Annotated in this window: 25 protein-coding genes, 1 tRNA gene and 1 pseudogene; 8 read left to right on the top strand and 19 right to left on the bottom strand. The window is 62.1% G+C overall.

The genetic code is table 11. From position 1 onward, the window contains the following. Position 1: 1 nt before the first annotated feature. Together E2K80_RS08480 and cysG are read right to left on the bottom strand one after the other, a co-directional pair. Complete coding sequence (locus E2K80_RS08480) at positions 2 to 301, bottom strand: DUF2849 domain-containing protein (protein WP_135374512.1); 300 nt, start codon at positions 299 to 301, stop codon at positions 2 to 4. After that, positions 301 to 1,695 carry a siroheme synthase CysG gene (cysG, locus tag E2K80_RS08475; protein ID WP_135374510.1) on the bottom strand — a complete coding sequence of 465 codons (1,395 nt, stop codon included), beginning with the start codon at positions 1,693 to 1,695 and terminating at the stop codon, positions 301 to 303. Before cysG ends, E2K80_RS08480 begins: the two co-directional genes overlap by 1 nt. Positions 1,696 to 1,840: 145 nt before the next feature. Here cysG and E2K80_RS08470 point away from each other — a divergent pair, with 145 nt between their 5' ends. Further along, the gene (locus E2K80_RS08470; RefSeq protein WP_135374508.1) at positions 1,841 to 2,314 is read left to right on the top strand and encodes an Lrp/AsnC family transcriptional regulator; all 474 of its coding nucleotides are present in this window, start codon (positions 1,841 to 1,843) and stop codon (positions 2,312 to 2,314) included. On the opposite strand, the gene E2K80_RS08465 is transcribed toward E2K80_RS08470, so the two are convergent. After that, positions 2,274 to 3,506, bottom strand: coding sequence for a bifunctional alpha/beta hydrolase/OsmC family protein (locus E2K80_RS08465; RefSeq protein ID WP_135374506.1), 1,233 nt, complete (start codon positions 3,504 to 3,506; stop codon positions 2,274 to 2,276). The two genes, E2K80_RS08470 and E2K80_RS08465, sit on opposite strands and share 41 nt — an antisense overlap. 151 nt (positions 3,507 to 3,657) lie before the next feature. Next, entirely contained in the window at positions 3,658 to 4,986 is a 1,329-nt protein-coding gene (gene dddP, locus E2K80_RS08460; protein ID WP_135374504.1) for a dimethylsulfonioproprionate lyase DddP, read from the bottom strand. 90 nt (positions 4,987 to 5,076) lie between these two features. Here dddP and E2K80_RS08455 point away from each other — a divergent pair, with 90 nt between their 5' ends. Both E2K80_RS08455 and E2K80_RS08450 read left to right on the top strand, forming a co-directional pair. Then, positions 5,077 to 5,886, top strand: coding sequence for a heme-dependent oxidative N-demethylase family protein (locus E2K80_RS08455; protein WP_238475697.1), 810 nt, complete (start codon positions 5,077 to 5,079; stop codon positions 5,884 to 5,886). Further along, positions 5,883 to 7,079, top strand: coding sequence for a class I SAM-dependent methyltransferase (locus E2K80_RS08450; protein WP_135374502.1), 1,197 nt, complete (start codon positions 5,883 to 5,885; stop codon positions 7,077 to 7,079). Before E2K80_RS08455 ends, E2K80_RS08450 begins: the two co-directional genes overlap by 4 nt. Before the next feature lie 121 nt (positions 7,080 to 7,200). Here E2K80_RS08450 and E2K80_RS08445 read toward each other — a convergent pair whose 3' ends face one another. From E2K80_RS08445 to E2K80_RS08410, 8 genes are all read right to left on the bottom strand, one after another. Next, on the bottom strand, positions 7,201 to 8,274 hold the full coding sequence (locus E2K80_RS08445) for a 2'-deoxycytidine 5'-triphosphate deaminase (protein WP_135374500.1): 1,074 nt from the start codon (positions 8,272 to 8,274) through the stop codon (positions 7,201 to 7,203). A gap of 67 nt (positions 8,275 to 8,341) precedes the next feature. After that, positions 8,342 to 8,418: transfer RNA gene (locus E2K80_RS08440), tRNA-Pro, on the bottom strand. Positions 8,419 to 8,487: 69 nt separating this feature from the next. Beyond that, positions 8,488 to 9,135 carry a MerR family transcriptional regulator gene (locus E2K80_RS08435; protein WP_135374498.1) on the bottom strand — a complete coding sequence of 216 codons (648 nt, stop codon included), beginning with the start codon at positions 9,133 to 9,135 and terminating at the stop codon, positions 8,488 to 8,490. A 10-nt stretch (positions 9,136 to 9,145) separates the two neighbouring features. Further along, positions 9,146 to 9,448: an integration host factor subunit alpha gene (ihfA, locus tag E2K80_RS08430; RefSeq protein WP_135374496.1), complete on the bottom strand. Its 303-nt coding sequence runs from the start codon at positions 9,446 to 9,448 to the stop codon at positions 9,146 to 9,148. A gap of 102 nt (positions 9,449 to 9,550) precedes the next feature. Then, on the bottom strand, positions 9,551 to 10,525 hold the full coding sequence (locus E2K80_RS08425) for a beta-ketoacyl-ACP synthase III (RefSeq protein ID WP_135374494.1): 975 nt from the start codon (positions 10,523 to 10,525) through the stop codon (positions 9,551 to 9,553). Continuing rightward, complete coding sequence (plsX, locus tag E2K80_RS08420; protein WP_135374490.1) at positions 10,522 to 11,622, bottom strand: phosphate acyltransferase PlsX; 1,101 nt, start codon at positions 11,620 to 11,622, stop codon at positions 10,522 to 10,524. Before plsX ends, E2K80_RS08425 begins: the two co-directional genes overlap by 4 nt. Before the next feature lie 6 nt (positions 11,623 to 11,628). Beyond that, a complete protein-coding gene (gene rpmF / locus E2K80_RS08415; protein ID WP_135374488.1) occupies positions 11,629 to 11,835 on the bottom strand; it encodes a 50S ribosomal protein L32 in 207 nt (68 codons plus the stop codon). A gap of 226 nt (positions 11,836 to 12,061) precedes the next feature. Then, complete coding sequence (locus E2K80_RS08410; RefSeq protein ID WP_135374486.1) at positions 12,062 to 12,646, bottom strand: YceD family protein; 585 nt, start codon at positions 12,644 to 12,646, stop codon at positions 12,062 to 12,064. Positions 12,647 to 12,767: 121 nt separating this feature from the next. Between E2K80_RS08410 and E2K80_RS08405 the strand changes: the two genes are divergently transcribed. Next, a complete protein-coding gene (locus E2K80_RS08405; protein WP_135374484.1) occupies positions 12,768 to 13,247 on the top strand; it encodes an outer membrane protein assembly factor BamE in 480 nt (159 codons plus the stop codon). A gap of 178 nt (positions 13,248 to 13,425) precedes the next feature. Beyond that, positions 13,426 to 14,175, top strand: coding sequence for a GNAT family N-acetyltransferase (locus E2K80_RS08400; protein WP_135374482.1), 750 nt, complete (start codon positions 13,426 to 13,428; stop codon positions 14,173 to 14,175). A gap of 129 nt (positions 14,176 to 14,304) precedes the next feature. Here E2K80_RS08400 and E2K80_RS19540 read toward each other — a convergent pair. Both E2K80_RS19540 and tyrS read right to left on the bottom strand, forming a co-directional pair. Then, positions 14,305 to 14,715 (bottom strand): annotated as a pseudogene (locus E2K80_RS19540) (GNAT family N-acetyltransferase); the annotation flags it as partial. A gap of 716 nt (positions 14,716 to 15,431) precedes the next feature. Then, positions 15,432 to 16,682, bottom strand: a complete 1,251-nt coding sequence (gene tyrS, locus E2K80_RS08390) for a tyrosine--tRNA ligase (protein ID WP_135374478.1) — start codon at positions 16,680 to 16,682, stop codon at positions 15,432 to 15,434. A 75-nt stretch (positions 16,683 to 16,757) separates the two neighbouring features. Between tyrS and E2K80_RS08385 the strand changes: the two genes are divergently transcribed. Then, complete coding sequence (locus tag E2K80_RS08385) at positions 16,758 to 17,834, top strand: anhydro-N-acetylmuramic acid kinase (protein WP_135374476.1); 1,077 nt, start codon at positions 16,758 to 16,760, stop codon at positions 17,832 to 17,834. Positions 17,835 to 18,281: 447 nt separating this feature from the next. Here the strand turns inward: E2K80_RS08385 and eno are convergent, their stop codons facing one another. The 4 genes from eno to E2K80_RS08365 form a co-directional block, all read right to left on the bottom strand. Continuing rightward, positions 18,282 to 19,559 (bottom strand): phosphopyruvate hydratase, encoded by a 1,278-nt coding sequence (eno, locus tag E2K80_RS08380; RefSeq protein WP_135374474.1) that lies wholly within the window; start codon positions 19,557 to 19,559, stop codon positions 18,282 to 18,284. Between the two features lie 98 nt (positions 19,560 to 19,657). Next, complete coding sequence (locus tag E2K80_RS08375) at positions 19,658 to 20,524, bottom strand: DMT family transporter (protein WP_135374472.1); 867 nt, start codon at positions 20,522 to 20,524, stop codon at positions 19,658 to 19,660. Positions 20,525 to 20,663: 139 nt separating this feature from the next. Further along, positions 20,664 to 21,077 carry a Fur family transcriptional regulator gene (locus E2K80_RS08370; RefSeq protein WP_135374470.1) on the bottom strand — a complete coding sequence of 138 codons (414 nt, stop codon included), beginning with the start codon at positions 21,075 to 21,077 and terminating at the stop codon, positions 20,664 to 20,666. Positions 21,078 to 21,370: 293 nt separating this feature from the next. Further along, complete coding sequence (locus tag E2K80_RS08365) at positions 21,371 to 22,615, bottom strand: cation:proton antiporter (RefSeq protein WP_135374468.1); 1,245 nt, start codon at positions 22,613 to 22,615, stop codon at positions 21,371 to 21,373. Positions 22,616 to 22,723: 108 nt separating this feature from the next. Between E2K80_RS08365 and E2K80_RS08360 the strand changes: the two genes are divergently transcribed. Beyond that, positions 22,724 to 23,665, top strand: a complete 942-nt coding sequence (locus E2K80_RS08360; protein WP_135374466.1) for a DMT family transporter — start codon at positions 22,724 to 22,726, stop codon at positions 23,663 to 23,665. Here the strand turns inward: E2K80_RS08360 and E2K80_RS08355 are convergent. Then, positions 23,592 to 24,314: an endonuclease/exonuclease/phosphatase family protein gene (locus E2K80_RS08355; protein ID WP_135374464.1), complete on the bottom strand. Its 723-nt coding sequence runs from the start codon at positions 24,312 to 24,314 to the stop codon at positions 23,592 to 23,594. The two genes, E2K80_RS08360 and E2K80_RS08355, sit on opposite strands and share 74 nt — an antisense overlap. Positions 24,315 to 24,455: 141 nt before the next feature. Here E2K80_RS08355 and E2K80_RS08350 point away from each other — a divergent pair, with 141 nt between their 5' ends. Next, positions 24,456 to 25,100, top strand: a complete 645-nt coding sequence (locus E2K80_RS08350) for a hypothetical protein (protein WP_238475696.1) — start codon at positions 24,456 to 24,458, stop codon at positions 25,098 to 25,100. Positions 25,101 to 25,217: the final 117 nt, after the last annotated feature.

Here is a 25,217-nt window from a genome sequence, read left to right as displayed (position 1 = left end):
CTCAGCCCATCTCCTGCTTGCCATGGGGGTAGTTTGACGGGCCTTTCGCGCGAAAGGCCTCGCGGAAATGCACCGGTGCGGGGCCATCGGGCCCTGGCCTTGCATCGGCCAGATAGGGGCCAACCACCTGACCGGGCTGCATTTCCGCATCCAGAAGGCGCAATTGCGCATGGGCTTCATCTTCAATCAGCTCGGCCTCTGACATCCGACGGGTCCACCGGTCATCATCGGTCAGATAGACCACATCCCCCTCTAACAGGGCATTCGCGGTCACGATTTTGGGCGTGAAAGCTAGGGGCATCAGGCGTGATCCTTTTGCAGAAGGGGCAGGGCGGCCTCGGCGGCGCGGGGGGAAAGGCCGTAAAGCAGAATGGCCGGCCCGGTCAGCGCGGCGCTGTCGATATCGACGGGCAGTCGGGCAAGCGTGGTGGCAAGCGTCCGGCCCCCGGCCCGTGACGCGTTTTCGACCACCGTCACCGGTGTGTCGGCAGAGGCGCCATGCATCAACAGCCGCCCTTGCAGGAACCGCGCGCCTTTCTTGGCCATATAGATCGCCGCAACCTCGCCCGCGCGCGCCAGCCCGCGCCAGTCATGTTCGGCAAAGCCTTTGACATCATGGCCGGTCAGAAAGCGCAGGGCCGAATTGCGCCCGCGTTTGGTCAGGCTTTGCCCGATCCCGGCGGCGGCGGCCGAGGCGGCGGTGATGCCGGGAATAACGCTCCACGCGAGACCTGCGGCCTCAAGCGCGTCAATCTCTTCATCCAGACGGCCATACACCGTTGGATCGCCGGATTTCAGACGCACCACATAGGCGCCCCGGGCTGCGTGATCGGTGATCAGCCTGCAGATATCGCTTTGCGACATGGAGGGGCCGAACCCCTCTTTTCCGGCATGGATCATCTTTGCTTCACGTCTGGCGAGGTCGAGGATTTCAGGCGCGACAAGCCGGTCATAGATCACCACATCGGCCTCATCCAGTGCGCGGCGGGCCTTCAGGGTCAGCAGCTCCGGGTCCCCCGGACCGGCCCCCACCAGCGCAACACGGCCCGGGGCCGCGCGGCGTGACAGATGGTCCGCAAGAAGGGTCTTTAGCCCCCTTTCAACGATCCCTTTGCCTTCACTTACAATATGTTCCGGCCCGGTCTTGAAGTAATAGTCAGACCAGAAATCGCGCCGGGCCCGGCCCATGGGCAGGGCCTCCACCGCTTTGCGGAAGGTTTTCCCGATCCGCGCCAGTGGTCCCAGATGGGCTGGCAGGCGTGCCTCCAGATCCGCTTTGATCGCGCGGGCCAGAACCGGGGCCGCGCCTTCGGTGCCGATGGCCACGGTGACCGGGTCGCGATCAACGATGGCGGGGGTGATGAACTGGCTTTGGGCCAGATTATCGACCCAGTTGGTCAGCGCACCCTCCGCCTGCGCCAGTCGGGTCACGCGGGCATCTTCGGCCTCATCCTCATTGGCGGCATAGAAAAGCGCGGCACTTACTGCGTCACCGGGGGCCAGGGCGCGTTCTGTCAGGGTCAGGCGTCCCTCTGCCGCCCAAAGGCGGATATCGGGCGCAGGCGCGCTGGCAAAGACGCAGAGCCGCGCTTCGGTTTTCAGAAGCAGGCGCAGTTTGGCCAATGCAGCCTCCCCCCCGCCGGAGACGATGACACGACGGCCCGCTATGGCCAGAAAGATCGGGAAATGCTGCACGGCTATCGAACCTTTTGGCTGCGAATTCCTGATAAAGATAGAATATTTTCCCGTTAATTGGCAGGTATGTCTTGCGAATAGGAACATATGTTCTGTATGCCCTGTGAATGAAGAGTTCACGTTTCGCCATGGGAAAGGGCCAGGAATGTCTGTTCAGATTGATGAGATGGACCGGAAAATTCTACGCGCCCTGCAGGAGGATGCGAGCCGGTCGCTGGATGAGATTGCCCGCGAGGTCGGCTCGTCCAAGACCCCGGTCTGGACCCGGATTCGCAAATTGCGCGAGGCCGGTATCATTGGCCGACAGACGGTCATTCTGGATGCGGAAGCGCTGGGGCTGGAAGCCTGCTTTTTCGTGCTGATCCGGACATCCGAGCATGAGGCAGAATGGCAGCAGGCTTTTCTGGCGGCGCTTCAGGCCCGCCCCGAGGTGATGGAAGCACATCGGCTGGCGGGCGAGATCGACTATATCCTGAAAGTGCGGGTGCCGAATGCGCGGGCCTATGACGCCTTTTACCAGGCGTTGATCTCAGAGGTGCGGATCTATAACGTCACGGCGCTTCTGAGCATGGAAGAGATCAAGTCAACGCCGCTTCTGCCGCTTGCGACAGGACCGTAGAAATCTCGGCACTTTGCTCCAGGCTTTTGTGAACAGGGCATTTATCCGCGATATCCAGAAGTTTCTGGCGCTGTTCCGCATTCAGATCGCCGGTCAGGGTGATGGCACGGGTGAAATGATCCAGCGGCATGGCCGGTCCGGCCGCATCCTGCCCGTGCACCCGGTTATGGGTCACATCGACGGCCACATGATCCAGCGGCCATTTCTTGCGACGGGCGTACATGCGGATCGTCATCGAGGTGCAGGCGCCCAGCCCGGCGGCCAGAAACTGATAAGGCGTCATGCCCTTGTTGGTGCCGCCATAGCTGAGCGGTTCATCCGCATAGACGTGATGAAACGGGCCTGCCTGCACATCCTGCAAAAACCCGTCCGGGTGCGCCTCCGACACGCGGGTGATGCCCTCGGGCGCGCCGATCGGCGGGGCGGGCGGGCGCAGATTGACATAGCGGCTGGCCCAGGCGGCGATCACTTTGGCGGCATATTCAGCATCTTCCTGGCGGGTCACCAGATGGTCGGCACTGTCCAGCGTGACAAAGCTTTTGGGGTGTTTCGCGGCACTGAAAATCTGTGTGGCATTTTCGATCCCCACGATGTCATCACGCGGCGCGTGCAGGACCAGCAAAGCCCTGTTCAGGCTTGAAATCGCGGGCTGAATATTCTCTGCATGCACATCCTCGACAAAGCCCTGGCCAATGCGAATGACGCGCCCGCCAAGTTTTACCTCCCCCACGCCGTCAGCGGCGATCTTGTCCAGCGCGCCGCCGAAATTATGGGTCACATGCCCCGGGTCGAAAGGCGCGCCGATGGTGGCAACCGCGCGGATCGATTCCATCTCGCCCGCGGCGCGCAGAACCGCCGCGCCGCCAAGGGAATGGCCGATCAGCAGGGATGGCGCCATGCTGCGTTCGACCAGCGCGTTTGCCGCAGCGTGCAGATCCGCGACATTCGAGGTGAAAGAAGTGTTTTCGAACTCGCCTTCGGAATGGCCCAACCCGGTGAAATCGAACCGCAGAACCGCAAACCCCATCGCTGCCAGCCGGGCCGAGATGCGCCGGGCTGCGGGAATGTCTTTGCCACAGGTGAAGCAATGGGCCAGAATTGCAGTTGCCAGATGTGGACCGACCGGCAAATCCAGCCGTGCGGCCAGTTCTGCGCCGGTGGAACCGGGAAAGGTAAAACGGTCACTGGGCATTATGCGGGCTCCTTAGCGAGTTGGACCGATAGAATGTGCGCCACTGCGATCTGAAACAACCCGTAGATACTGGATGTCACGGTCTCGTGGTGGAATGTGCGCAGAGGTGAAGGGCCGGGTGTGTTGAAGACAGGATAACAGGCGCGGCGGATTATCCACCCATCAGCCGTTCATCGAACGGGTAATGGGTCAAATCCTCATACCCGTCTTCGGTGATCAGCACCTGGTCTTCCAGCTTGATGCAGAAATCGCCGCCCTCTTCCCCCACCAGCGCCTCGGCGCATAATGTCATTCCGGGTTCCAGTTCATAATCGAACGCGCCTTCAATGATGGTTTCGGGATAGGCGATCAGCGGCCATTCATCGCACAGCCCCACGCCGTGGAACCGGCAGGAATATTGCCGCGCGACATATTTCCGGTCCAGTTGATGGCCACCGAATGTCAACTCGCGGAACGAGACGCCGGGTTTCAGCATCTGTTTATTGACCATGATATGCTCATGGGCGTGCTGCATCGCCGCGATCATATCGGGGCGCGGGGGCCCGTCGCCCACCCACCATGTGCGGCTGATATCGACGCATATCCCGTAGCTTCCGATCAGATCGGTGTCGAAGGCGACGATCTCGTTATTCTGCACCACACGGGGGCCGCATTCCTGAAACCACGGGTTGGTGCGCGGACCCGAGGACAGCAGCCGGGTCTCGATCCACTCGCCACCGCGTTTGATGTTTTCCGCATGCAGTACCGCCCAGATTTCATCTTCGCTGAGGCCGGGCGCGCAGGTGGCCTCCATCTCGGCCACGGCGGTCTCGCAGGCATGGGAGGCACAGCGCATCGCCAGAATCTCATCGGGGCCTTTGATGACCCGGGCCTTTTCGGTGACCTCTTCGCCTTCACATAGCGTGAAACCGGCGGCTTCCAGCGCCCGGGCGCCATGCAGCATGATCTTGTCCACGGCCAGGCGTTTGTTGCCCCCCGCATGGGCGGCCATCACTTCGGCAATCTGGCCGGCAAAGCTATCCGCTGCGGCATCGGTTTTATCACCGACAGAGAAATAGAACATCGACGCGCCGGAGCGGGTCTCGCGCACCAGCGGGTTATGGTCGGCCAGAAAGGGGGAATTCTTGTAATCCCACAGCACCATATGGCCATCGGCCGTCACCAGACAGGCGCGGAACGGGTTATGGGTGTTCCAGAGCTGCATCGAGGTGGAATCGGTCGCGTAGCGGATGTTCAGCGGGTCGAACATCAGCAGCCCGCCATAATCGCGTTCCACCAGTCTTTCGACCAGCCGGTTCAGCCGGAAGGCCCGCATCGCGGCCAGATCGGGCAGGATCAGACCGGCGGCCTCCCATTCGGCAAAGGCCAGAAGGGTCGGCCCGATCTCGACCCGGTCATTGTCATTCGGGGTGCCATCGGGCAGGACTGCGCCCTTGCCGGGGTCGATCTTGCGCTTGGGCAAGCGATAGGCTTCATTCATCGCGGGCATCCTCCACCCCAGGATTTTGGATCAGCCTGCGGGGTCAAACCGGCCCGGGCGCGCCAGAACGCGGCACAGGAAAGGTCGGATTTGGAACATATCTGCCAGAAAACCCTGCCATATGCGCCGTGGATGGCGCCTGTGGGCCGTCGCCTGCCGGGGGTGCAGCCATTGGCAGATGGGGCGGATTGGCTGATGCTGGACGAGGTTTATGCCGATCAGATGGCGCTGCGCCTGCATCTGACCCGGGTAAGGCCCCGGGATGTCATCGCCGCCCTGCCGGGGGCCGGGGACGCCATCGAGGAACTGTATCAGGAGGTTCTGGGCTGGTGTGACGGGCGGCAAGGGTTTCATCGGCACAGGGACCGGATGCATTGCCCCGATGGCCGGGCCGTTTCGCTGAAGGCTGAGGACAGGCTGAGTGTGATCGCGCATCTGGTTCAGGAGGATATCTGCCTGCTGCAAAAACCGGACGGGGCTGGTGAGCACATACTGACCGCCGCGATCCTGTGCTTTCCCGCCTCCTGGACGCTGGCCGAGAAGATCGGCCATCCGCTGGGCGCGATCCACAGACCGGTTGCGCCTTATGATGCGGATATGGCCCCGCGCGTGCAGCGCCTGTTCGACCATCTGCATTGCGACAGGCCGCTTTGGCGTCAGAATGCGCTGCTATATGAAAACCCGGCGCTTTATCAGCCCCGGCGCGCGGCAGACCCGCGCAGGTCAGTGACCGGGCCCCCCGGGTTTCTGCGCTCTGAACGTCAGGTCATGCGCCGCCTGCCGCGCACGGGCGCGATTGTCTTTTCAATCCACAGCTGGGTGGTGCCGCTTGCGGGTCTGACCCGGGAACAACAGGCGTCGCTGGACGAGCTGCGGCAAGAGGATAGAAGCCCCCCATGAGCGATGTCACCGAGCAATATGACGCCTTTCCCTATCCCGAACGCGACCCGGGTGATGAGAAAAAGCGCCTGATCACCGGATCACCCAGCCATCCGCTAGAGATCGACCATTTCCTTTTCGCCGGGCAGCGTGACTGGTCCGTGCCGTTCCGGGTGCTGGTGGCGGGCGGCGGCACCGGCGATGCGCTGATCCAGCTTGCGCAGGTTCTGACCAGTGCGGGAAAGCCTTATGAAATCACCTATCTTGATCTGTCTGCCGCTGCCCGGGACGTGGCCGAAAGGCGCGCCGGGGCGCGGGGGCTGACAGGGATCACATTCCATACGGGCTCTCTGCTGGAGGCCGCCGCATACGGGCCGTTCGATTATATCGATTGCTGCGGCGTGCTGCACCATCTGCCCGCGCCGCAATCGGGGTTCGACGCGCTTGGCGCGGCGCTGGCCGATGGCGGCGGGATCGGGCTGCTGGTCTATGCGCCCTATGGCCGGGCAGGGGTGTACCCGCTGCAGGAGGCATTCGGGGGCTTGTTGCAGGGCAGCCCGCGAGAGCGGCTGCGCCAGGCAAAGGCGATTTATGCGCGCCTGCCCGGCGGCCATCCGTTCAAGCGCAACCCGCATCTGGGGGACCATAATCAGAGCGATGCGGGCTTCTATGACCTTTTGCTGCACAGTCAGGATCGGCCCTACACGATCCGCGAGCTGGTGGAGACACTGGCGGCGGCGGGGCTGGAACTGGTCGGCAGCCCGCAGGCCTATCTGTATGACCCGGCGCCGATGCTTCGCGATCCGGGGCTGTTGGTCGGCATGGATGATCTGACCCGGATGGAACTGGCGGAAAAGCTGCGCGGGACGATCAAAAGCCATATCCTCTATGCGGCCCATAACCGGGCCGGGCGGGTTGCGCGCCCGGTGCCGCAGGCGGTGCCGCATCTGAAAGGGGTGACCGGGGCGAAACTGGCCGGTGTGATTGCCAAAAAAGGCGTGTTGCCGGTGACCCTGCCGGATGAGAAGATCGAGCTTCCGGTCTCGGCCATGGCGGCGGGATGTCTGCGCCATGTGAACGGGCGGGCCAACCTGTCCGAGATCGGGCAGGCGGCGGGGCTGGACCCGATTGCGTTTTCATCGGTCTGGGCGCCGGTGTCAGAGGATCTGACCCGGTTCGGACTGATGTATTATTCCCGGTTATTGAGCGGGTAAGGCATTTACCCTTGTGTCGAGACGCGGTGGAGCGGCCCGGCTCACGCCCCCTGCGGGAGCATTCGCCGACCCGCGTGCCTCTGGCGGGGATATTTCCGAAGCAGAGAAGAGGGGCGGGCGCTTACATTTTGAAATGTTTGGAGAGTTTCAGCCCCTGGCCCTGATAGTTCGAGGCCATGTCGGCGCCATAGAGCCGGTCGGGCAGGGCGGCCATTTTCTCATAAACCAGGCGGCCCACAACCTGGCCGTGTTCCAGCACGAAGGGGGCTTCGTGGCAGCGGACCTCCAGCACCCCGCGCGCGCCGGTGCCGCCAGCTTTTGCATGGCCGAAACCGGGGTCGAAAAACCCTGCGTAATGCACGCGGAATTCGCCGACCATCGCCAGATAGGGGGACATTTCGGCTGCGCAATCGGGGGGGATGGTGACCGCCTCGCGGCTGACGAGAATATAGAAAGCGCCGGGGTCGAGGATGATACGCCCCTCGGAGCTGCGCACATCTTCCCAGAAATCCGCCGGGTCGTAGCCTGCGATTCTGTCCAGATCGATCACGCCGGTATGGGGTTTGGCGCGATAGCCGACCAGATCGCCGGTGGCCGGTTGCAGATCGACGGAAAAGCCCAGACCGTCATCTATCACCGGTATGCCCGAGACCAGCGGGCTTTCCCCGTGGCGCGCGCGCAGATCCGCATCGCTGAGCACCGCCTGCCCGGATCGGAACCGGACCTGGTTGAGCCGCATGCCCGGGCGGACAAGAACACTGAATGAACGGGGGCAGATCTCGGCATAAAGCGGGCCGGTATAGCCGGGGCCGATACGGTCGAATTCCACCCCGCCATCGGTGATTGCCCGGGTCAGAAGATCAAGCCGCCCGGTGGAGCTTTTGGCATTGGCGACCGCGCTGACATTATCGGGAAGCGCCAAGGCCTCCATCAGCGGCACCACATAGACGCAGCCCTTTTCCAGCACGGCGCCGCCGGTCAGATCGACCTTGTGCATTTCAAATTCGGTCAGCCTCTCGGCCACGGGCGCATCGCCGCCGGCCAGAAACGAGGCGCGCACCCGATAGGCGGTTGTGCCAAGGCGCAGATCAAGGCTGGCCGGTTGGATCTGATCCGCCGTGGGTGGCAGCGCGGCGGTGATTTCGCCCCGGTCGATCATCGCGCGGATTATGTGGTCTGGCAGAACGCCCTGCATCTGTGTTGTCCCTTTCTGACCCATCAAAAAACCGCCCTGCCCAATCGGGCCGGGGCGGTTTTTGACGTGGTCGGGCTAGCAGGACTCGAACCTGCGACCTTCCGTCCCCCAGACGGACGCGCTACCAGGCTGCGCCATAGCCCGACGTTCCGCCCTTCTAGCGATTTTGCGGCCATGCGCAAGGTGGAAACCGGGGGGATCACGGGCTGCGTATCAGGGACGCGGTTTGGCCAGCCTGTCGCGGAGCGTCTGCAACCGGGCGAGCGCAAGCGCCAGGTCTGTGCGGCGATCTGCGGGCAGACTGGGGCGGCGACGGGCCAAGGTACGCAAGCTGGTGATCTGCTCATCCGTTTCCGCGATGTCTTCGGGTTCTGGCGGGGCTGGTTGCGCTGGTATCGGTTCCGGTTCAGGCGCGGGTTCTGATGCGGGTTTGGTTGCCGTTTCGGCCTCTGATGCAGGGCCGGTGGAGAGGGTGACGGGCTCTGCTGGCGGGGCTGTTTCGGTCACCGGCTCCATCTCCAGAACATAATTCCCGGGTTTGTGATCGCCTTCCCATGCGCCGTTCAGGGCCTCGGTTCCGGCCTCCTCGAAAGGCGGGCTCAGGCTGGCGATATGGGCGACACCCTCTTCGCGGATCATTTTCTGCACGCCGCGAATGGTCAGGCCCTGATCATGGAGCAGCACTTTGATACCGCCCACCAGGGCCATATCCGCCGGTCGGTAATAGCGCCGGCCACCGGCCCGTTTCACCGGTTTGATCTGCGTGAACTTGCTTTCCCAAAACCGCAGCACATGGGCCGCAACGCCAAGCCATTCCGCCACCTCTCGGATGGTGCGGAAGGCCTGCGGGGATTTGGACATCGGCGCGGCCTTACTTGCGGTTGCCCGCAGCCACGCGATCTTTCATCAGATGGCTGGGCCGGAAGGTCAGCACCCGGCGCGGCAGGATCGGAACCTCCTCGCCGGTTTTGGGGTTGCGGCCCACACGTGCGGTTTTGCTGCGCACGGAAAACGTGCCGAAAGACGAGATTTTCACCTGCCCGCCTTCGACCAGATCATCTGACATGATCTCCAACACCCGTTCGACGAGTTGTGCGCTTTCATTGCGTGACAGGCCGACCTCGCGAAACACCGCTTCGCTCAGATCCATTCGTGTAAGTGTTTTCCCGGCCATACTGTTTTTCCCCGTTGATTTTAGGGCAGCATGAGTGATGGGATTTCTCAAGTCAATATCAAGGGCTTGTGGACAAGCGCTGATTTGCCACCCGAACCGGGTTTACCAGCGCAGAACGACAGCCCCCCAGGCCAGCCCGCCGCCAATGGCTTCCGTCACCAGCAGATCGCCCGGTTTGATCTGCCCGCGCGCCACGCCCACGGACAAGGCCAGGGGAATCGACGCCGCCGAGGTGTTGCCATGATCCTGAACCGTCACAACCACCCGATCCATACCCACACCCATTTTCTGGGCGGTACGGCTGATGATTCGCAAATTCGCCTGATGCGGTACGATCCAGTCGACATCATCGGCCCCAAGACCGGCTTTTTGCAGCGCCAGATGCGCGGTTTCCGCAAGCTTTTCAACCGCATGCCGGAACACCTCGCGACCCTGCATGCGCAGAACCCCGGTGGATTGCGTGGCCGAGACACCGCCATCCACATAAAGCAGATCGCGGAATTCCCCATCGGAATGCAGATCAACCGACAGGATGCCGCGATCTTCCGATCCGCCGGTGGCCTCCTGCCGCTCCATGATCAGCGCGCCCGCCCCGTCCCCGAACAGGACCGAGGTTGTGCGATCCTCCCAATCCATGATCCGGCTGAAGGTTTCCGCCCCGATCACCAGGACGCGGTTTGCCTGACCCGAGGTGATAAACGCATTCGCGGTTGACAGGGCATAGACAAACCCGGCGCAGACCGCCTGGACGTCAAATGCGAACCCGGTTTTCAGGCCCAGCCCGGCCTGCACCATGGTTGCGGCCGATGGAAAGGTCAGATCCGGTGTCGAGGTGGCGACAATCACCGCGTCAATATCTTTCGGCTCCAGCCCCGCATCGGCCAGGGCGGCGCGGGCCGCCGCGATCGCCATTTGCGAGGTGGTTTCCCCCTCGGCGGCGAAATGGCGGCGTTCAATGCCGGAGCGGGCGCGAATCCATTCGTCGCTGGTGTCGATCCGGCTTTCAAACACGGCATTGGGCACCACCCGTTCAGGCAGGTAATGGCCAACACCTACGGCAACTGCGCGACAGGTCATTCTGCGGCGCCTCCGTTATCCAGCATTGCCGCGGCGGCGGCGGCCTCGGCATTGCTCAGCCGCGCGGTCAGCCGTTCGGTAAAATCAGAGGCCGCCAGACGCGCCGCCAGTTTCACCGCTGCCGCGACACCCGTGGGGTCAGAGGAGCCATGTGATTTCACAATAGTGCCGTTCAGCCCCAGAAACACGCCGCCATTCACCCGGCGCGGGTCGATCCGCTTGGACAGGCGGCGCATCGAGGTCAGGGACAATATCGCCGCGATTCTGGACAGGGGTGAGTAGCGGAAAGCCTGTTTCAGCAATTCGCTGATCATCTGGGCCGTTCCCTCGCCGGTTTTCAGCGCCACATTGCCGGTAAACCCGTCTGTCACAATCACATCCACCCGGTCCGAGGGCAGATCGCCGCCTTCGACAAAGCCCACAAATTCGAAATCGGCGGCGGGGGCCACCCGTTCGATCAGTTCATGGGCCATCTTCAACTCGGCCCGGCCCTTATGTTCCTCGACCCCGACATTCAGCAGGCCGACGCGGGGCCGCTCCAGATCAAATCCATTGCGGGCATAGCTTGCACCCATCAGCGCATATTGCAGCAGGTCCTGGGCATCGGCGCGAATATCGGCGCCCGCATCCAGCATCACGTTAAAGCTTTGCGGGTTGCGCGAGGGCCACAGGCAGGCAATGGCCGGGCGGTTCACACCTTCGATCTTGCGCAGCCGCAGCATCGACATCAGCATCAGCGCCCCGGTATTGCCGCAGCTGACCGCCACTTTCGCCTCGCCCGCGCGGACGCATTCCACCGCCGACCACATCGAGGTGTTGGACCCGCTGCGCATCACCAGACTGGGCTTTTCATGCATCGTCACCACGGCATCCGCATGGCGAATATCACAGCGCCCGGCCAGAATCTTCTTGCGTTCAACCAGAGGTGTCAGCTGCGCCTCATCGCCATGGATAATAAATTGCAATGCAGGGTTTTTCGATGCGGATTTGGCAATGCCGGACACAACAGAAGAGGGGCCAAGATCGCCCCCCATAGCGTCAATAGACAGAACCGTGCCGGGAACATCAGCCCCGGTCAATGCTGCCGTATCGGTCATGTGCGCTTAGGCCGCGTCGTCGTCGAGATCAATCTCGTCGGCCTGGGCGACCACTTCACGATCCGCATAATACCCGCATGAGGGGCAGATGTGATGGGGGCGTTTCAGCTCCCCGCAATTGGGGCACTCATTGGGGTTATCAGCCACCAAAGCATCATGGGCACGGCGCATATTGCGCCGCGATTTGGTGATTTTGTTCTGGGGGACAGCCATGTCTCAACCTCAAATTTCCGCGGGGTCGGCCTGGCCGGTTTTACCCCTGGGTTCCGTCTTGTCTATTCCTATCATCTCGCCTGCGCCAATTGCCAACCGGCAGACCCCGTCTAACCGGGCGCAACCTTGGATAAAGATGCGTCATTGCTTGGCTGCGAATGAGGCCGGGAACATACTCGGATTTCCGGGCCATGCAAGCCCTAATCCGGGCCTGTCCACAAAGGCGCTACCCGCCGTCATCCCCGGTTTCGGGATCGCTGTCTTTCAGGGTGTCGCGCAAAGCCGCCAGACCGGCGAACGGGCGGGCATCCTCGTCCCGCATGGGTAGAATGCCGGGGCCGGAAAATACAGCCTCTTCCAGATCGGCGTCTTTGGCTCTTGGATAAAGCGGCAGGTGCAGTGCCAATGCCTCGATCATCACCTCGGCCAGGTCGATGACCGGCTGCAAGGGGTCGATCGTCTCGTCCTCGGGCATTTCAACCTCTTCCTCTGCCGGATCGGGCTGTGGCATATCGGCCAGAAAGCGGCGGATCACATCGGCCTCGACCCGCGTGGTCACCGGCGCCAGCGTGACAACACAGGGCTGAATGACGGTTGCGCCAAGATGGCCCGTCAGATGGAGTTCACCCTCGGCCACCATATCCAGCGTGCCGGCAAACCGCAGCTTGCGCAGCCCGTCGATCTTCAGCGCATCGGCCATCGCCGCCATCTCCGGGGCGGTCGGGATCAGCAAGAACTCCCTGGCCTTGTCACGGCGCAGATCGTGGACGCGTTGGGGCGCGTGGGGCAGGGCGGGGTGTGATATGGTCATTCCGGGACAGCTCCCATGGTATTGTTGACATGCGCACAGCTTGCCCTGTGCGCGCGGGTCGGGTAAGCCGATAAAAAGGATTTGCGGGCCTTGCAAGAGCCTGCGGCAAAAGGGTTGGGCAATGGTGATTGGGCAAAACTCCCCCATTTGGCAGCGGCTGCGGCTTGGATTGGCGGCGTTGGCGGTGTGTGGCGCAGCGGGATGTGCAGCCACGTTCAACAATCACGGGTATATCCCACCCGAAGAAGAACTGACCGCAATTGTGCCCGGCGTGGATACACGCGAAAGTCTGGAAACATCGATCGGCACGCCCGGGGCTGCGGGTGTTATGCGCGATGAGGCCTGGTTCTATACCGATTACCGGGTGCGCAATTTCATCTATCGCGCCCCGCAGATCACGGAACGCAACATTATTGCGGTGTCCTTCGATGATGAGGGCGTGGTGCAGAATATCGAACGGTTTGGCCTGGAAGACGGGCAGGTGGTGCGCCTGTCTCGCCGGGTGACCGATGGCGGTATTGAAGAGGTCACCCTGCTGCGCCAGATCCTTCAGAACTTCGGCCGGATCGACGTGGCCAGCATTCTGGGTGCCGATAACTGATCGGGTGGTATGCATGCGCGCATACCTTTCGACCGCCGGACCAAAACTCTGCAACACATATACATTGCCCGGCGGTGCCGCTTAACAACACATAAAAACTGCTTTAATGGGGATGGGGACAGCGTTGGCTATGCCCGCATCCTGACCCAGGGCCCCGCAAAAGCAGGAGCTTGAGCCTATGTTGAGTTTGTTGAAAGGACGTTATCGCGCCCGGTTTGCCGAAGGCGAGGCGGATCTGCAAGCGGCGCAGAGGCTGCGCTATCTGGCTTTTTGTTCCGGTGCCGGGGGCGGGGCGCAGGCAGGTCTGGATGCGGATGCCTATGACCCGGTTTGCGCCCATGTGCTTGTGGAAGAGGTGAAAACCGGGCGGCTGGTCTGCTGTTTCCGCATATTGCATCTGACGGATGGGGCCGAGATTTCGCGGTCATATTCGGCGCAATATTATGAACTGTCGGCACTGACGGAGTTTGATGGCCCGATGGTGGAGATGGGGCGGTTCTGCATCCACCCCGCCTGCCACGATCCCGATATTCTGCGTGTCGCCTGGGGTGCGATGACCGCCTATGTGGATCGTGAGGGGGTTGAGATGCTGTTTGGCTGTTCCTCCTTCCACGGGGTGGAGGCCCGGGAGTATTATGATGCTTTCGCCCTGCTGAGGGATCGCCATATCGCGCCGAAACGCTGGCTGCCCCGGGTCAAGGCCCCCTCGGTCTTTCGATTCGCCAGCCGATTGCGCCGCAAACCCGATCTGAAACAGGCCCGGGCCAAGATGCCGCCCTTGCTGCGCACCTATCTGTTAATGGGTGGCTGGGTCAGTGATCATGCGGTGGTCGATCTGGAGTTGAACACATTGCATGTGTTTACCGGGCTGGAAATCAGGGCGATCCCGCCTGCGCGCGCCCGCCTGTTGCGCGGTGTTGCCGGATAGGGTGTCACTTTCGCGACCGGTCTGACGCATCCGGCGCCGGGCCCCGATCACCGGCGCAAGGATCGCACTGTCCAGCCATGTACCGCCGAGGTCCCGGATGACCGCCCCGCTGCCGCGTTTGAACCGGGCCAGACCCGGGGTCTGATCGGGCGCGTAATCCCCCAGGTCGAGTATGCGGTGCCCCGATGCGCCAAAGACCTGCATCGCCTGCCATAGCAGCAGATTATGGGCGGATGTTGCCCGGCCCTGCGGATTGGTCCAGCCGATATGGTAACTGGCCACGCTGCCCTGACACAGAAACAACATGGCCGCCATGATCCGCCCATTGGCGCGCGCCGTGAACAATTGCACGGCACCCGGAGACGCGGCGGCCATGGCCAGAATGATGTTATGGGGCAGGGTGCGATACCCCCGACGGTGCTGTTGCGCGATATCATGGGCCAGAAGCCAATGATGCGGGTCGGGGGGAAACGCGGTCTGGCGGGTCACTAGACCGGATTTCTGCCCGTGGCGCAGGCGGTTGCGCCATTTCACACCCATCGCCGCCCAGAAATCTGTCACCAGACCGGTCAGGGGCAGCTCTGCCACTTTGCGGGGGGCGGCGATGCGCAAAAACCCCGCCGCGTCCAATGCCCGGGCATCCGCCGCTGTTTCCGCATTTATGATCAGGTGGCCAAGACCCGCTGCGCGGCGCAGCCCGACCAGCGCCTGATACCCGGGCAGCCCGGCCCAATACGGCCCGCGCGAGATCAACCCGACCGTGCCCAGCACCGGCCAGCGCCGCCGGATCACCAGCGCCTGCCCGCCGGGCAGGCTATGTTGCACGACCGGAACGCCGATACCCGCAAGAGCCTCGGCATAGAGGGGCGATTGTTGCAAGGGCAGAGCAGGGGCAGATGGGTGGCGCGCGGCGTCTGGAGTTTCGGCCTGAAATTCTGAACCACCCCACATCACCCTCCCGCCCGGCGGCACCGCCGGGCAGCGCCCGAGCCGCCCCCCCGGGGCGGGCGCTTCTCGCCCACCCCTCGGCTCGGGCGCTGCCCTCTGCGCACTGTATATGTGTTGCAGATTAAATGGGTGATGCTCTGGCATTAGGCAACCTAAAGCTTTTTGAGTTTAACCTGAAACATATGTCATCACTTTTCGCGTTCGACCGAAGGGAGAGGCAGCGAACAAGTGATTCATGTTTAACTCGAAACGCTATAGCGCCCGATTGCCTAACCGGCGGTTAACCGTAACGGTGCCTGCGCCTGTCGTTACCCCAGAACCACCAGCGCATGGCGTTTCCTGCCCGCGCTCAGTTTGATGGGCTGGCTCAGATCGGCTGCCGAGATCATCAGCCCCGCATCGCTGAGCGGCGCATCATTCAGCCGCGCGCCCTGATCGGCGATCAGGCGTTTGGCCTCTTTCCCCGATTTGGTCAGGCCCGAGCGGGTGATCAGCTGCACAATAGAAATGCCTCCGCCAAGCTCCTCGGCGCTCAGGGTCAGCGTTGGCAGGTCATCGCCCGTGCCGCCATGTTCAAACACGTCGCGCGCGGTCGCCTCTGCCGTTTTCGCGGCATCAACTCCGTGCAGCAACCCTGTGACTTCATTGGCCAAAATGATCTTGGCATCATTGATCCCGGCGCCATCCAGCGCCCCCAGACGGTCACATTCCTCCACCGGCAGTTCGGTGAACATTTTCAGGAATTTGCCCACATCCGCATCGGGCAGATTTCGCCACCATTGCCAGAATTCATAAGGCGACATCATGTCGTCATTCAGCCAGACGGCCCCATCGGCAGATTTGCCCATTTTCTTGCCATCGGCGCGGGTCACCAGCGGGGTGGTCAGGCCAAAGGCCTCTGTCCCCTCGACCCGGCGGATCAGATCGGCACCCGACACGATATTGCCCCATTGATCGGACCCGCCCATTTGCAGGACACAGCCATAGCGGCGATGCAATTCCAGATAGTCATAGGATTGCAGCAACATGTAGTTGAACTCGATGAAAGACAGGGCCTGTTCCCGGTCCAGCCGCGATTTGATGCTGTCAAAGGCCAGCAGCCGGTTGATGGTGAAATGCTTGCCAATGTCGCGCAGGAAATCAATGTAATGCAGCTTGTCCAGCCATTCGGCATTGTTCACCAGCGGCGAGTCCGTCGGGCCATCCCCGTAAGAGATATAGCGCGAGAAAACCTTGCGGATACCGGCGGCATTCTCGTTGATCCTGTCGACTGACAGGATCTTGCGCATTTCATCCTTGCCTGACGGGTCGCCAACCTTGGTTGTGCCGCCGCCCATCAGCGTGATCGGCCGGTGCCCGGTCTTTTGCAGCCAGCGCAGCAGCATGATCTGCACCAGATTGCCGATATGCAGCGAGGTGGCAGTCAGATCAAAGCCGATATAACCGGTCACCACCCCGTTTATCAGGCGGTCATCCATCTCCTGCAGATCGGTACAGTCCTGAATGAAGCCCCGGGTTGTCAGTTCACGAAGGAAATCGGATTTGGGGTGGTAGGTCATGCGCGATGCGTCCATTCTTCTGGCAACGGGTCTATAGCGGGGCGGGTCGTGAAGGGAAAGAGCGAAGCAGGTCCGATGCGCGTTGCAGGTGCAATGTCGGGGACCTCGCTGGACGGGGTCGATCTGGCGGTGATCGAAAGCGACGGTGTGGCGATCACCGGTTTCGGGCAGACCGCATACCGCCCCTATTCCGAGGTGGAGCGGGTGATCCTGCGCAGCGCCCTTGGCCTTTGGCCGGGAGAGGCGGGCGTGGCCGAGGCCGCCGAGGTGATCGAGGATGCCCATCTGGATCTTGCCCGCGATCTGGGCCCGATTGCCGCATTCGGGTTTCACGGGCAGACCCTGGCCCATGCGCCGGGTCTGCGCGGCACCCATCAGGCCGGTGATGGCGAACGTCTGGCGCGGGAGCTTGGCTGCCCCGTGGTCTGGGATTTCCGCAGCTCGGATGTGGAACTGGGCGGGCAGGGCGCGCCTCTGGCGCCATTCTTTCACTGGGCCTGCGCCCGCTGGATCGGGGCCGGGGGGGCCCCGCTGGCGTTTCTTAATCTGGGCGGTGTCGGCAATCTGACCTGGGCGGACCCTTTGGCCGCTGCGCCGGATGCACCGGGGGCCTTGCTGGCCTTCGATACCGGCCCTGCCAACGCCCCGCTGGACGATCTGATGCAGGTGCGGGGGCTGGGGGCGTTTGATCTGGATGGCGCCCTGGCATTGGCGGGGCAGGTGGACAGGGGCGTTGTCGCGGCGTTTCTGGAAGACAGGTTTTTCGTGAAAATACCTCCCAAATCCCTGGATCGGGGGCATTTCGGCCATCTGGTCGAGAAGGTTTCGACCCTGCCCGATGCGGATGCGATGGCCACTCTGGTGGGCTGCATCCTGGGCTCTGTGGTGCGGGGCATGGAGCATATGCCGGCCCCGCCTGCGCAATTGCTGGTGACCGGTGGCGGGCGCAAGAACCCGGCCCTTATGACGGGCCTGCAGACAGCGCTGGATATACCGGTTCTGCCGGTTGAAGCGGTCGGGCTGGACGGGGATTTTCTGGAGGCGCAGGCCTTCGCATATCTGGCGCTGCGGGTGATGCGGGGCATGACCACATCAGCCCCCGGCACAACCGGCGTGGCCGCAGCGGTCGGGGGCGGGCGGATCAGTCAGTAGGGAAAGCCGGGGGGTTAAAGCGCCCGGCCTGAAATTCTGAATCATAATCACCCCCACATCACCCTTCCGCCCGGCGGCACCGCCGGGCAGCGCCCGTACCGCCCCCACGGGGCGGGCGATGCCCTATGCGCAATGTACATATGGTGCAGAATTTTATAGCGTTTCGACTTTACATTGAAGCAGTAGAACGGCTTTCGCGTTTGAGCCAAAGGCGAAAGGCAGCGAAAGGCGTTTCAACATAAAGTCGAAACGCTATAAAGCACCCTGCCTTAAACTTGAATCACAAATACCCTGCCACGCTTCGCGTTCTCGGGACATTTGTGATGAGCGATGTCTCAGGTTTAAGGCAGGGTACTCTAGGAGGACGCTCCATGTCTCAGCGGGTGTAATATGGCCACCTCGCTTCATGATATCTGTGGCCCCGCCAGAACGGGCGGTGCTGCCGCTTCAGCGGCGCAGAATGCTGCGCCCGGCATAACTGGCGGTCTCGGCCAGTTGTTCCTCGATCCGAATCAACTGGTTGTATTTCGCCAGCCGGTCCGAGCGGGCGAGGCTGCCGGTTTTGATCTGCCCGCAATTGGTGGCGACCGCAAGATCGGCAATCGTGGCATCCTCGGTCTCGCCAGAGCGGTGTGACATCACGCAGGTCATCCGGTTGCGATGGGCCAGGTCCACTGCGGCAAGCGTTTCGGTCAGGGTGCCGATCTGGTTGACCTTCACCAGAAGCGAATTGGCCGCGCCCTGATCAATGCCCATTTGCAGTCGGGTCGGGTTGGTCACAAACAGATCATCGCCCACAAGCTGCACCTTGCCGCCAAGGGCGTCGGTCAGCATCTTCCAACCCTCCCAGTCATCCTCGGAACAGCCATCCTCGATCGACAGGATCGGATAATCGGCACACAGCGCCTCAAGATAGGCGACATTTTCGGCAGCACTCAGGGATTTTCCTTCCCCGGCAAAGACATATTTGCCATCCCTGAAATATTCCGTCGCCGCGCAATCCAGCGCCAGCATGATGTCATCCCCGGCAGAATACCCGGCCTTTTCCACTGATTTCAGGATGAAATCCAGCGCATCGCGGGTCGAGGACAGATCGGGGGCAAACCCGCCTTCATCACCGATCCCGGTGGACAGACCCGCCGCCGACAGTTCCTTTTTCAGCGTGTGGAACACTTCCGAGCCCATCCGCACCGCCTCGGCAATCGAGGTGGCGCTGACCGGCATGATCATGAATTCCTGAATATCAATCGGGTTATCCGCATGTTCGCCGCCATTGATGATGTTCATCATCGGCACCGGCAGCACATGGGCCTGGGTGCCGCCCACATAGCGATACAGCGGCTGTGTGGTGAAATCAGCGGCGGCCTTGGCCACGGCCAGCGAGACACCCAGCATCGCATTCGCGCCCAGACGGCCCTTGTTCTCGGTTCCGTCCATCTCGATCATCGTGGCATCAATCGCGGCCTGTTCGGTGGCGTCAAACCCCACCAGACCTTCGGCCAGCTCGCCATTCACGGCGGCCACGGCCTCCTGCACGCCCTTGCCCATATACCGGGTCTTGTCGCCATCGCGTTTCTCGACCGCCTCATGCACCCCGGTGGAGGCGCCCGATGGCACCGCCGCGCGCGCCATGGTGCCGTCTTCCAGCAGCACATCGACCTCAACGGTCGGATTGCCCCGGCTGTCGAGGATTTCGCGGGCGTGAATGTCGATGATGATGCTCATTTGGGTCCTCACAGATCTGATGTTGCAGGGTCTATAGCAGGGCTTGCGCCCGGATCGTAGGTGTTTGTTAGCGGTAACAGTGCCATTGCCCCCCCGTGTCATTTGGCTCGCAATCTCGCCTCGCGGGCAAAGCTGTAGAGCCCGGTTGCAATCACAATCGCCGCGCCGATCAGGGTCAGCGCATCGGGGCGTTCGCCAAAGATCAGCAAGGCGATGATCAGGGCAAAGATCAGGCGGGTATAGCGGAACGGCGTCACCGCGCCGATTTCGCCCACCCGCATGGCTTTGGTGATTGCGAAATAGGCAATCAGCCCCATGGTGATCGCGCCGGTCATCGCGCCCCAGATCAGCGGCTCGGGCCAGACAGCCCCGCCCCCGGTGACCGCCAGAACCGCCAGACCGCCGGGGATAATCGCCGCCAGACTATAGGTCGACAATTGCGCCGCCGAGACAGAGTTGGGGACAGCCCGGGTCGACAGATCGCGGGATGACATGAAGATCACCCCCAGAACCGCGAAGACAACGTTGATATCAAACCCGTCCATCCCCGGACGGATGATCAGCAGCACACCCGCCAGCCCCACGGCAATCGCGCTCCACCGGCGCCAGCCCACAGGTTCCCCCAGAAACAGTGCCGCGCCAAGCGTGACCAGAAGCGGATTGGCCTGCAAAATCGCCGAGAAGGTGGAAAACGGCACCAACGCGATGGCCGAGACAACGCAGATCGTGCCGCACATCTCCGACAGGTTGCGGATCACGACCGGCGGCGTCAACAGAACCGGGGAGACCAGCACAGCCCCCTCACGTTTGGCCAGCGCGGCAAAGATCACCGCGCCCCCAAACCCGAACATCGCCAGAATTTGCCCCACAGGCAGCGTATGGGAGGCGAATTTGATGAACATATCGGCCAGGGCAAAGCCCAGCATCGCCAGCGTCATCCACGCCATGCCACGTATGTTTTCCATGTATCGGGGGCCTTTTTGTCTCGGCTGCCCGTCTGCTCTAACGCCGCAATCAGGCAAGGGAAAGCTCTGGCGCCGGGGCCGGCCCGTTTTCCTTGAGGAAAACCGACGGAATTCTGGAGAATTCCGTTTCCGGGGGCAGTCAGTTCTTTTTCAGAGGCACGCCATAGAGTTCCAGCCTGTGACCCTTCAACTGATAGCCCAGCTTTCTGGCGATCTTTTCCTGCAGGGCTTCGATCTCGGGATCGACAAATTCGATCACCGCGCCGGAATTCATGTCGATCAGATGATCATGATGGTCCCGCTCTGCATCCTCATACCGTGCGCGGCCATCGCCAAACTCCAACCGCTCAATGATACCCGATTCCTCGAACAGCTTCACGGTGCGGTAAACCGTGGCGATGGAAATCCGCGGGTCGCGGGCCGAGGCACGGGCGTAAAGCTCCTCCACATCCGGGTGGTCGGCGGCCTGTTCCAACACCTGCGCAATCACCCGCCGCTGATCTGTCATCCGCAGACCTTTTGTTTCGCAGCGTGCCTCAATCGTGTCGGTCATGGCCGGATCTCCGCCTGAATATCAAATGGGAGTTTTACAGCAGGTCGCATTTTTTCTGAAATACCCTTTTTCAAAATATATGGCCATGCGCCAAAACCTGCGGCGGCCATCGGTCTTGCCGAAATCAAACGCAGAAAACCTTAAGGCAAAGCGACCTGTGCGAAAACCCTGACCATGGGCAATCCGAGGTTTTATAGCGTTTCGAGTTAAACATGAATCACTTGTTCTCTGCCTCTCCCTTCGGTCGAACGCGAAAAGTGATGACATATGTCTCAGGTTAAACTCGAAAAGCTTTAGGTCAACCGTTTGGCCAAAGCCCCCACAGTCAGCCCCTGAACGATGATCGAGAAGACCACCACCATATAGGTCGCCCCAAGGATCAGCGGTTTCCAGTCTCCTTCGGGCAGTGACAGCGCCAGAGCGACCGAAATACCGCCTTTCAGCCCGCCCCAGGTCATGATCGGGATCACCCCTTGAGAAAAATCGCGGAACGGGCGCAGCATCAGAACCGGCACCGAGACCGCAACCAGACGGGCCAGAAGCGCCAGGGCGATGGCCGCAGCCCCGGTGCCCGGAAGGCTCCAGTCGAAGGCAATCGCAAACACCTCGACCCCGATCAGCAGGAACAGGATGGCGTTCAATATCTCGTCGATCAGTTCCCAGAACGCATCCACATACGCGCGGGTGCGTTCCGACATGCCGCCCTTGGGGCCCGTATGCCCGATCAGAAGGCCAGCCACCACCGCCATGATCGGGGCCGATACATGCAGCGCGATGGCCAGTTCATAGCCGCCAAAGGCCAGCCCAAGCGTCAGCAGCACCTCAAGTGAGGGGTCATCAATCCGCCGCATCACCCGAAAGGTCAGCCAGCCAAGCACGGCGCCAAGCGCGGCCCCGCCAAACGCCTCCTGCACAAACAGCAAACCGGCCTCGGCCAGCCCGCCGCCCCCTTCGCCACCGCCATGATGGTCACCGCCGGTGAAGGCCAGGCCAAGCAGGATCAGAAACACCACATAGGCCACGCCATCATTGAACAGGCTTTCGCCGGCAATCTTGGTTTCCAGCGATTTGCGCAGATTGGCGGCCCGCAGCACCCCCAGAACCGCCACCGGGTCGGTCGGTGTGACAATCGCCCCGAAGGTCAGCGCAATCAGCAGGGGCATGCCGGTGATCCAGGAAAATCCGACCCCGATCAGCACCGTTGACAGCCCCACACCGATGGTTGCCATCAGGGCCACCACCCGCCACTCGGCGCGCAGATCCTCGATCTTCACATGCAGCGCACCGGCAAACAGCAGCAGGCCCAGCATCCCCTCAAGCAGGGCTTCGGAAAAGTCGATGCCGGTGACCAGCGCCCGGGCCTGATCGGTGATGCCAAGCGCGGGAAAGACCAGATCGACCCCAAGCGCCACCAGCGAGGCGGCCAGTGCCACCACCAGAATGCCGATGGATGAGGGCAGGCGCAGGAACAGATAATTCATCGCGCCAAAGCCTCCGGCCAGAACGATCAAGAGCGATGTAATCTGTAACAATGTCATGCTGTCCGGCCTGGTCAGAAGATTTTCCTTTTCCTTATCACGGGTCGCTTGCCGTTGACACCGGCGGATGATCCCCGTCTGGTCTGCGCATCGGGCAAGGGGGCAGGGATGCAGCGCAAAGACAATCTGGATGCGTTCGGGGTGGTTTCCCTCACCGGGTTTGCGCTGTTGCTGGCGGTCAATCAGGTGGTGATCAAAGTCAGCAATGACGGGCTGCAACCGGTTTTTCTGGCCGGTCTCCGCTCGCTTGGCGGGGCGGTCTGTATTCTCGCCTGGATGCGGTTGCGGGGCCTTTCCCTGCGAATCGCGCCGGGCACACGACCCGCCGGGCTGTTGGTCGGCGTGATATTCGCGGCGGAATTCATCTTTCTGTTTCTGGCGCTTGATATGACAACCGTCACCCGTTTGTCGGTGATTTTCTACACCATGCCGGTCTGGATGACGCTTGGCGCGCATCTTCTGCTGCCGGGGGAAAAGATCACCCCCGCCAAAGCCATCGGGTTGATCCTGGCCGTTGCCGGCATGGCCTGGGCGATCTTCAATCGCGGCGGGCCTGATGGGGCGGCCTCCCTGACCGGTGATCTTTTTGCCCTCGCGGCCTCGATCTGCTGGGCGGCGGTTGCCTTATGTACCCGCGCCACCGCATTGAAACAGGTCCGCCCCGAGATGCAGCTTTTGTGGCAACTGGTCGTGTCCACCCCGATCCTGCTGCTGGCGGCGCTGTTCTTCGGGCCCTTGTTGCGGGAGCCATCCCTGATCCACTGGCTGGGTCTGGGGTTTCAGATCGTGGCGGTGGTCAGCGCGGGGTTTTTGTTCTGGTTCTGGTTGCTTGGCATCTACCCTGCGGCCTCGGTGGCGTCTTTCAGCTTCCTGTCGCCGATTTTCGGCGTGATCCTGGGCTGGGCCCTGCTGGGGGAACATGCAGGGCCCGAGATATGGATGGCCCTGGCGCTGGTCTGTGCCGGGCTGGTCCTGATCAACCGTCCGTCACCACATCGGCCCAGACCGGCAGATGATCCGACGCCCAGCCCGCCGCGCCCGCGCGCATGACCCCGCTTTGCGCAAGGCTGAGCCCCGGGCCGGTGGCAATCCGGTCCAGCGCCGCGACGGGCCGGAAGGACGGAAAGCTGCGCCCGGGCCTGTGAAGCCGGAAATACGGATCCAGCGGCGCAAACCCCGCCGCCGGGGCCCATTCATTCAGATCCCCCAACAGAACCGTGGGCCAGGAGGGCAGGGCCGCCAGCTCGGCCATGATCTGGGTCATCTGCCGCTGCCGGTCACGTCGGCGCAAACCCAGATGGGTGGTGATGACACGCAGCACGCCATACGGCCCGTCGAGATCGGCAAACACCGCGCCCCTTGGTTCCAGCCCGATCAGCGGCAGGCGGTGGATATGCCCGACCCGCCATCCCGGCGCCAGAAGCAGCGCATTGCCATGCCAGCCCAGGGAAACCGAGTTGGTGGCCAAAGGCGCCACCTGCATCCCGGTCTCTTCCCGGATCAGGGCGCGGGGCAGGGCGGCGCGGCGGGGGCCAAGCCTGCGATCCGCCTCTTGCAGCGCCACCAGATCGGCGCCCAGCCCGGCCAGAACCCGCAGAATCCGGTGCGGATCGCGGCGTTGATCAAGCCCCACGCATTTGCGGATATTATAGCTGACCAGCCGCAGATGCTGCGGGTTTTTTGGGGGCGGTATGCTCATCGGGGTCACAGTGGCAGGCCAATACAGCGTTTCGGGTTTAACCTGAAAACAGATCGTATCGGAAAACGCGTTCGATCCAAGGCTGACCCGAAACGCTTTTCGGCTCTGGGAAAGCCCGGTCTGACGGCATAGACTACAAAGATGGGGATCCTGCGCGGACAAACACCTGTTACCTATGCGGTCTGGAGCATTCTGCTTGCTGCCGCCCTTGTCGGGTTGGGCACGGGGCGATGGACGGTGGTCTTTGTGTCACTTGCCACATTGGCGGTGTCCATGTTGCCGCTGCTGCTGGCACCGCGCCTTGGCATCCGCCTGCCGCGCCGGTTCATCGCGCTGATCGTGGTGTTCACGTTTTCCACCCTGTTTCTGGGCGAAGTGTTTGATTTCTATGAACGCTACTGGTGGTGGGATATTGCCCTGCACGGGCTGTCGGCGGTCACGTTCGGCCTGCTGGGCTTTCTGCTGATCTTCCTGCTGTTTGAAGGCGACCGCTATGCCGCGCCAGCCTGGGCACTGGGCCTGATCGCCTTTTGCATGGGCGTCACCATCGGCGCGGTCTGGGAGATTTTTGAATTCGGGATGGACCAGATTTTTACCCTGAACATGCAGAAATCCGGGCTGATGGACACGATGTGGGATCTGATCGTCGATTGCATCGGCGCGGGTCTGGGAGGTTTCGCGGGATATCTTTACCTCAAAGGCCGCGATCTGGGGGGCAGCCGGGCGATGATTGACGAATTCATCCGCCTGAACCGCCGGTTTTTCAGCCGGTCCCGCAGCCGTTAGAGAGCCAGACCAAAATTCCACACACTCTACGTTATACTTCCGCCCGGCGGCACCGCCGGGCAGCGCCCGAACCGCCCACACGGGGCGGGCGCTTCTCGCCCACCCCTCGGTTCGGGC

It is taken from the genome of Rhodophyticola sp. CCM32, assembly GCF_004751985.1.
Lineage (GTDB): Bacteria > Pseudomonadota > Alphaproteobacteria > Rhodobacterales > Rhodobacteraceae > Rhodophyticola.
The sequence above is the reverse complement of the archived record's forward strand: the minus strand, read 5'-3'. Positions and strand labels throughout refer to the sequence as shown.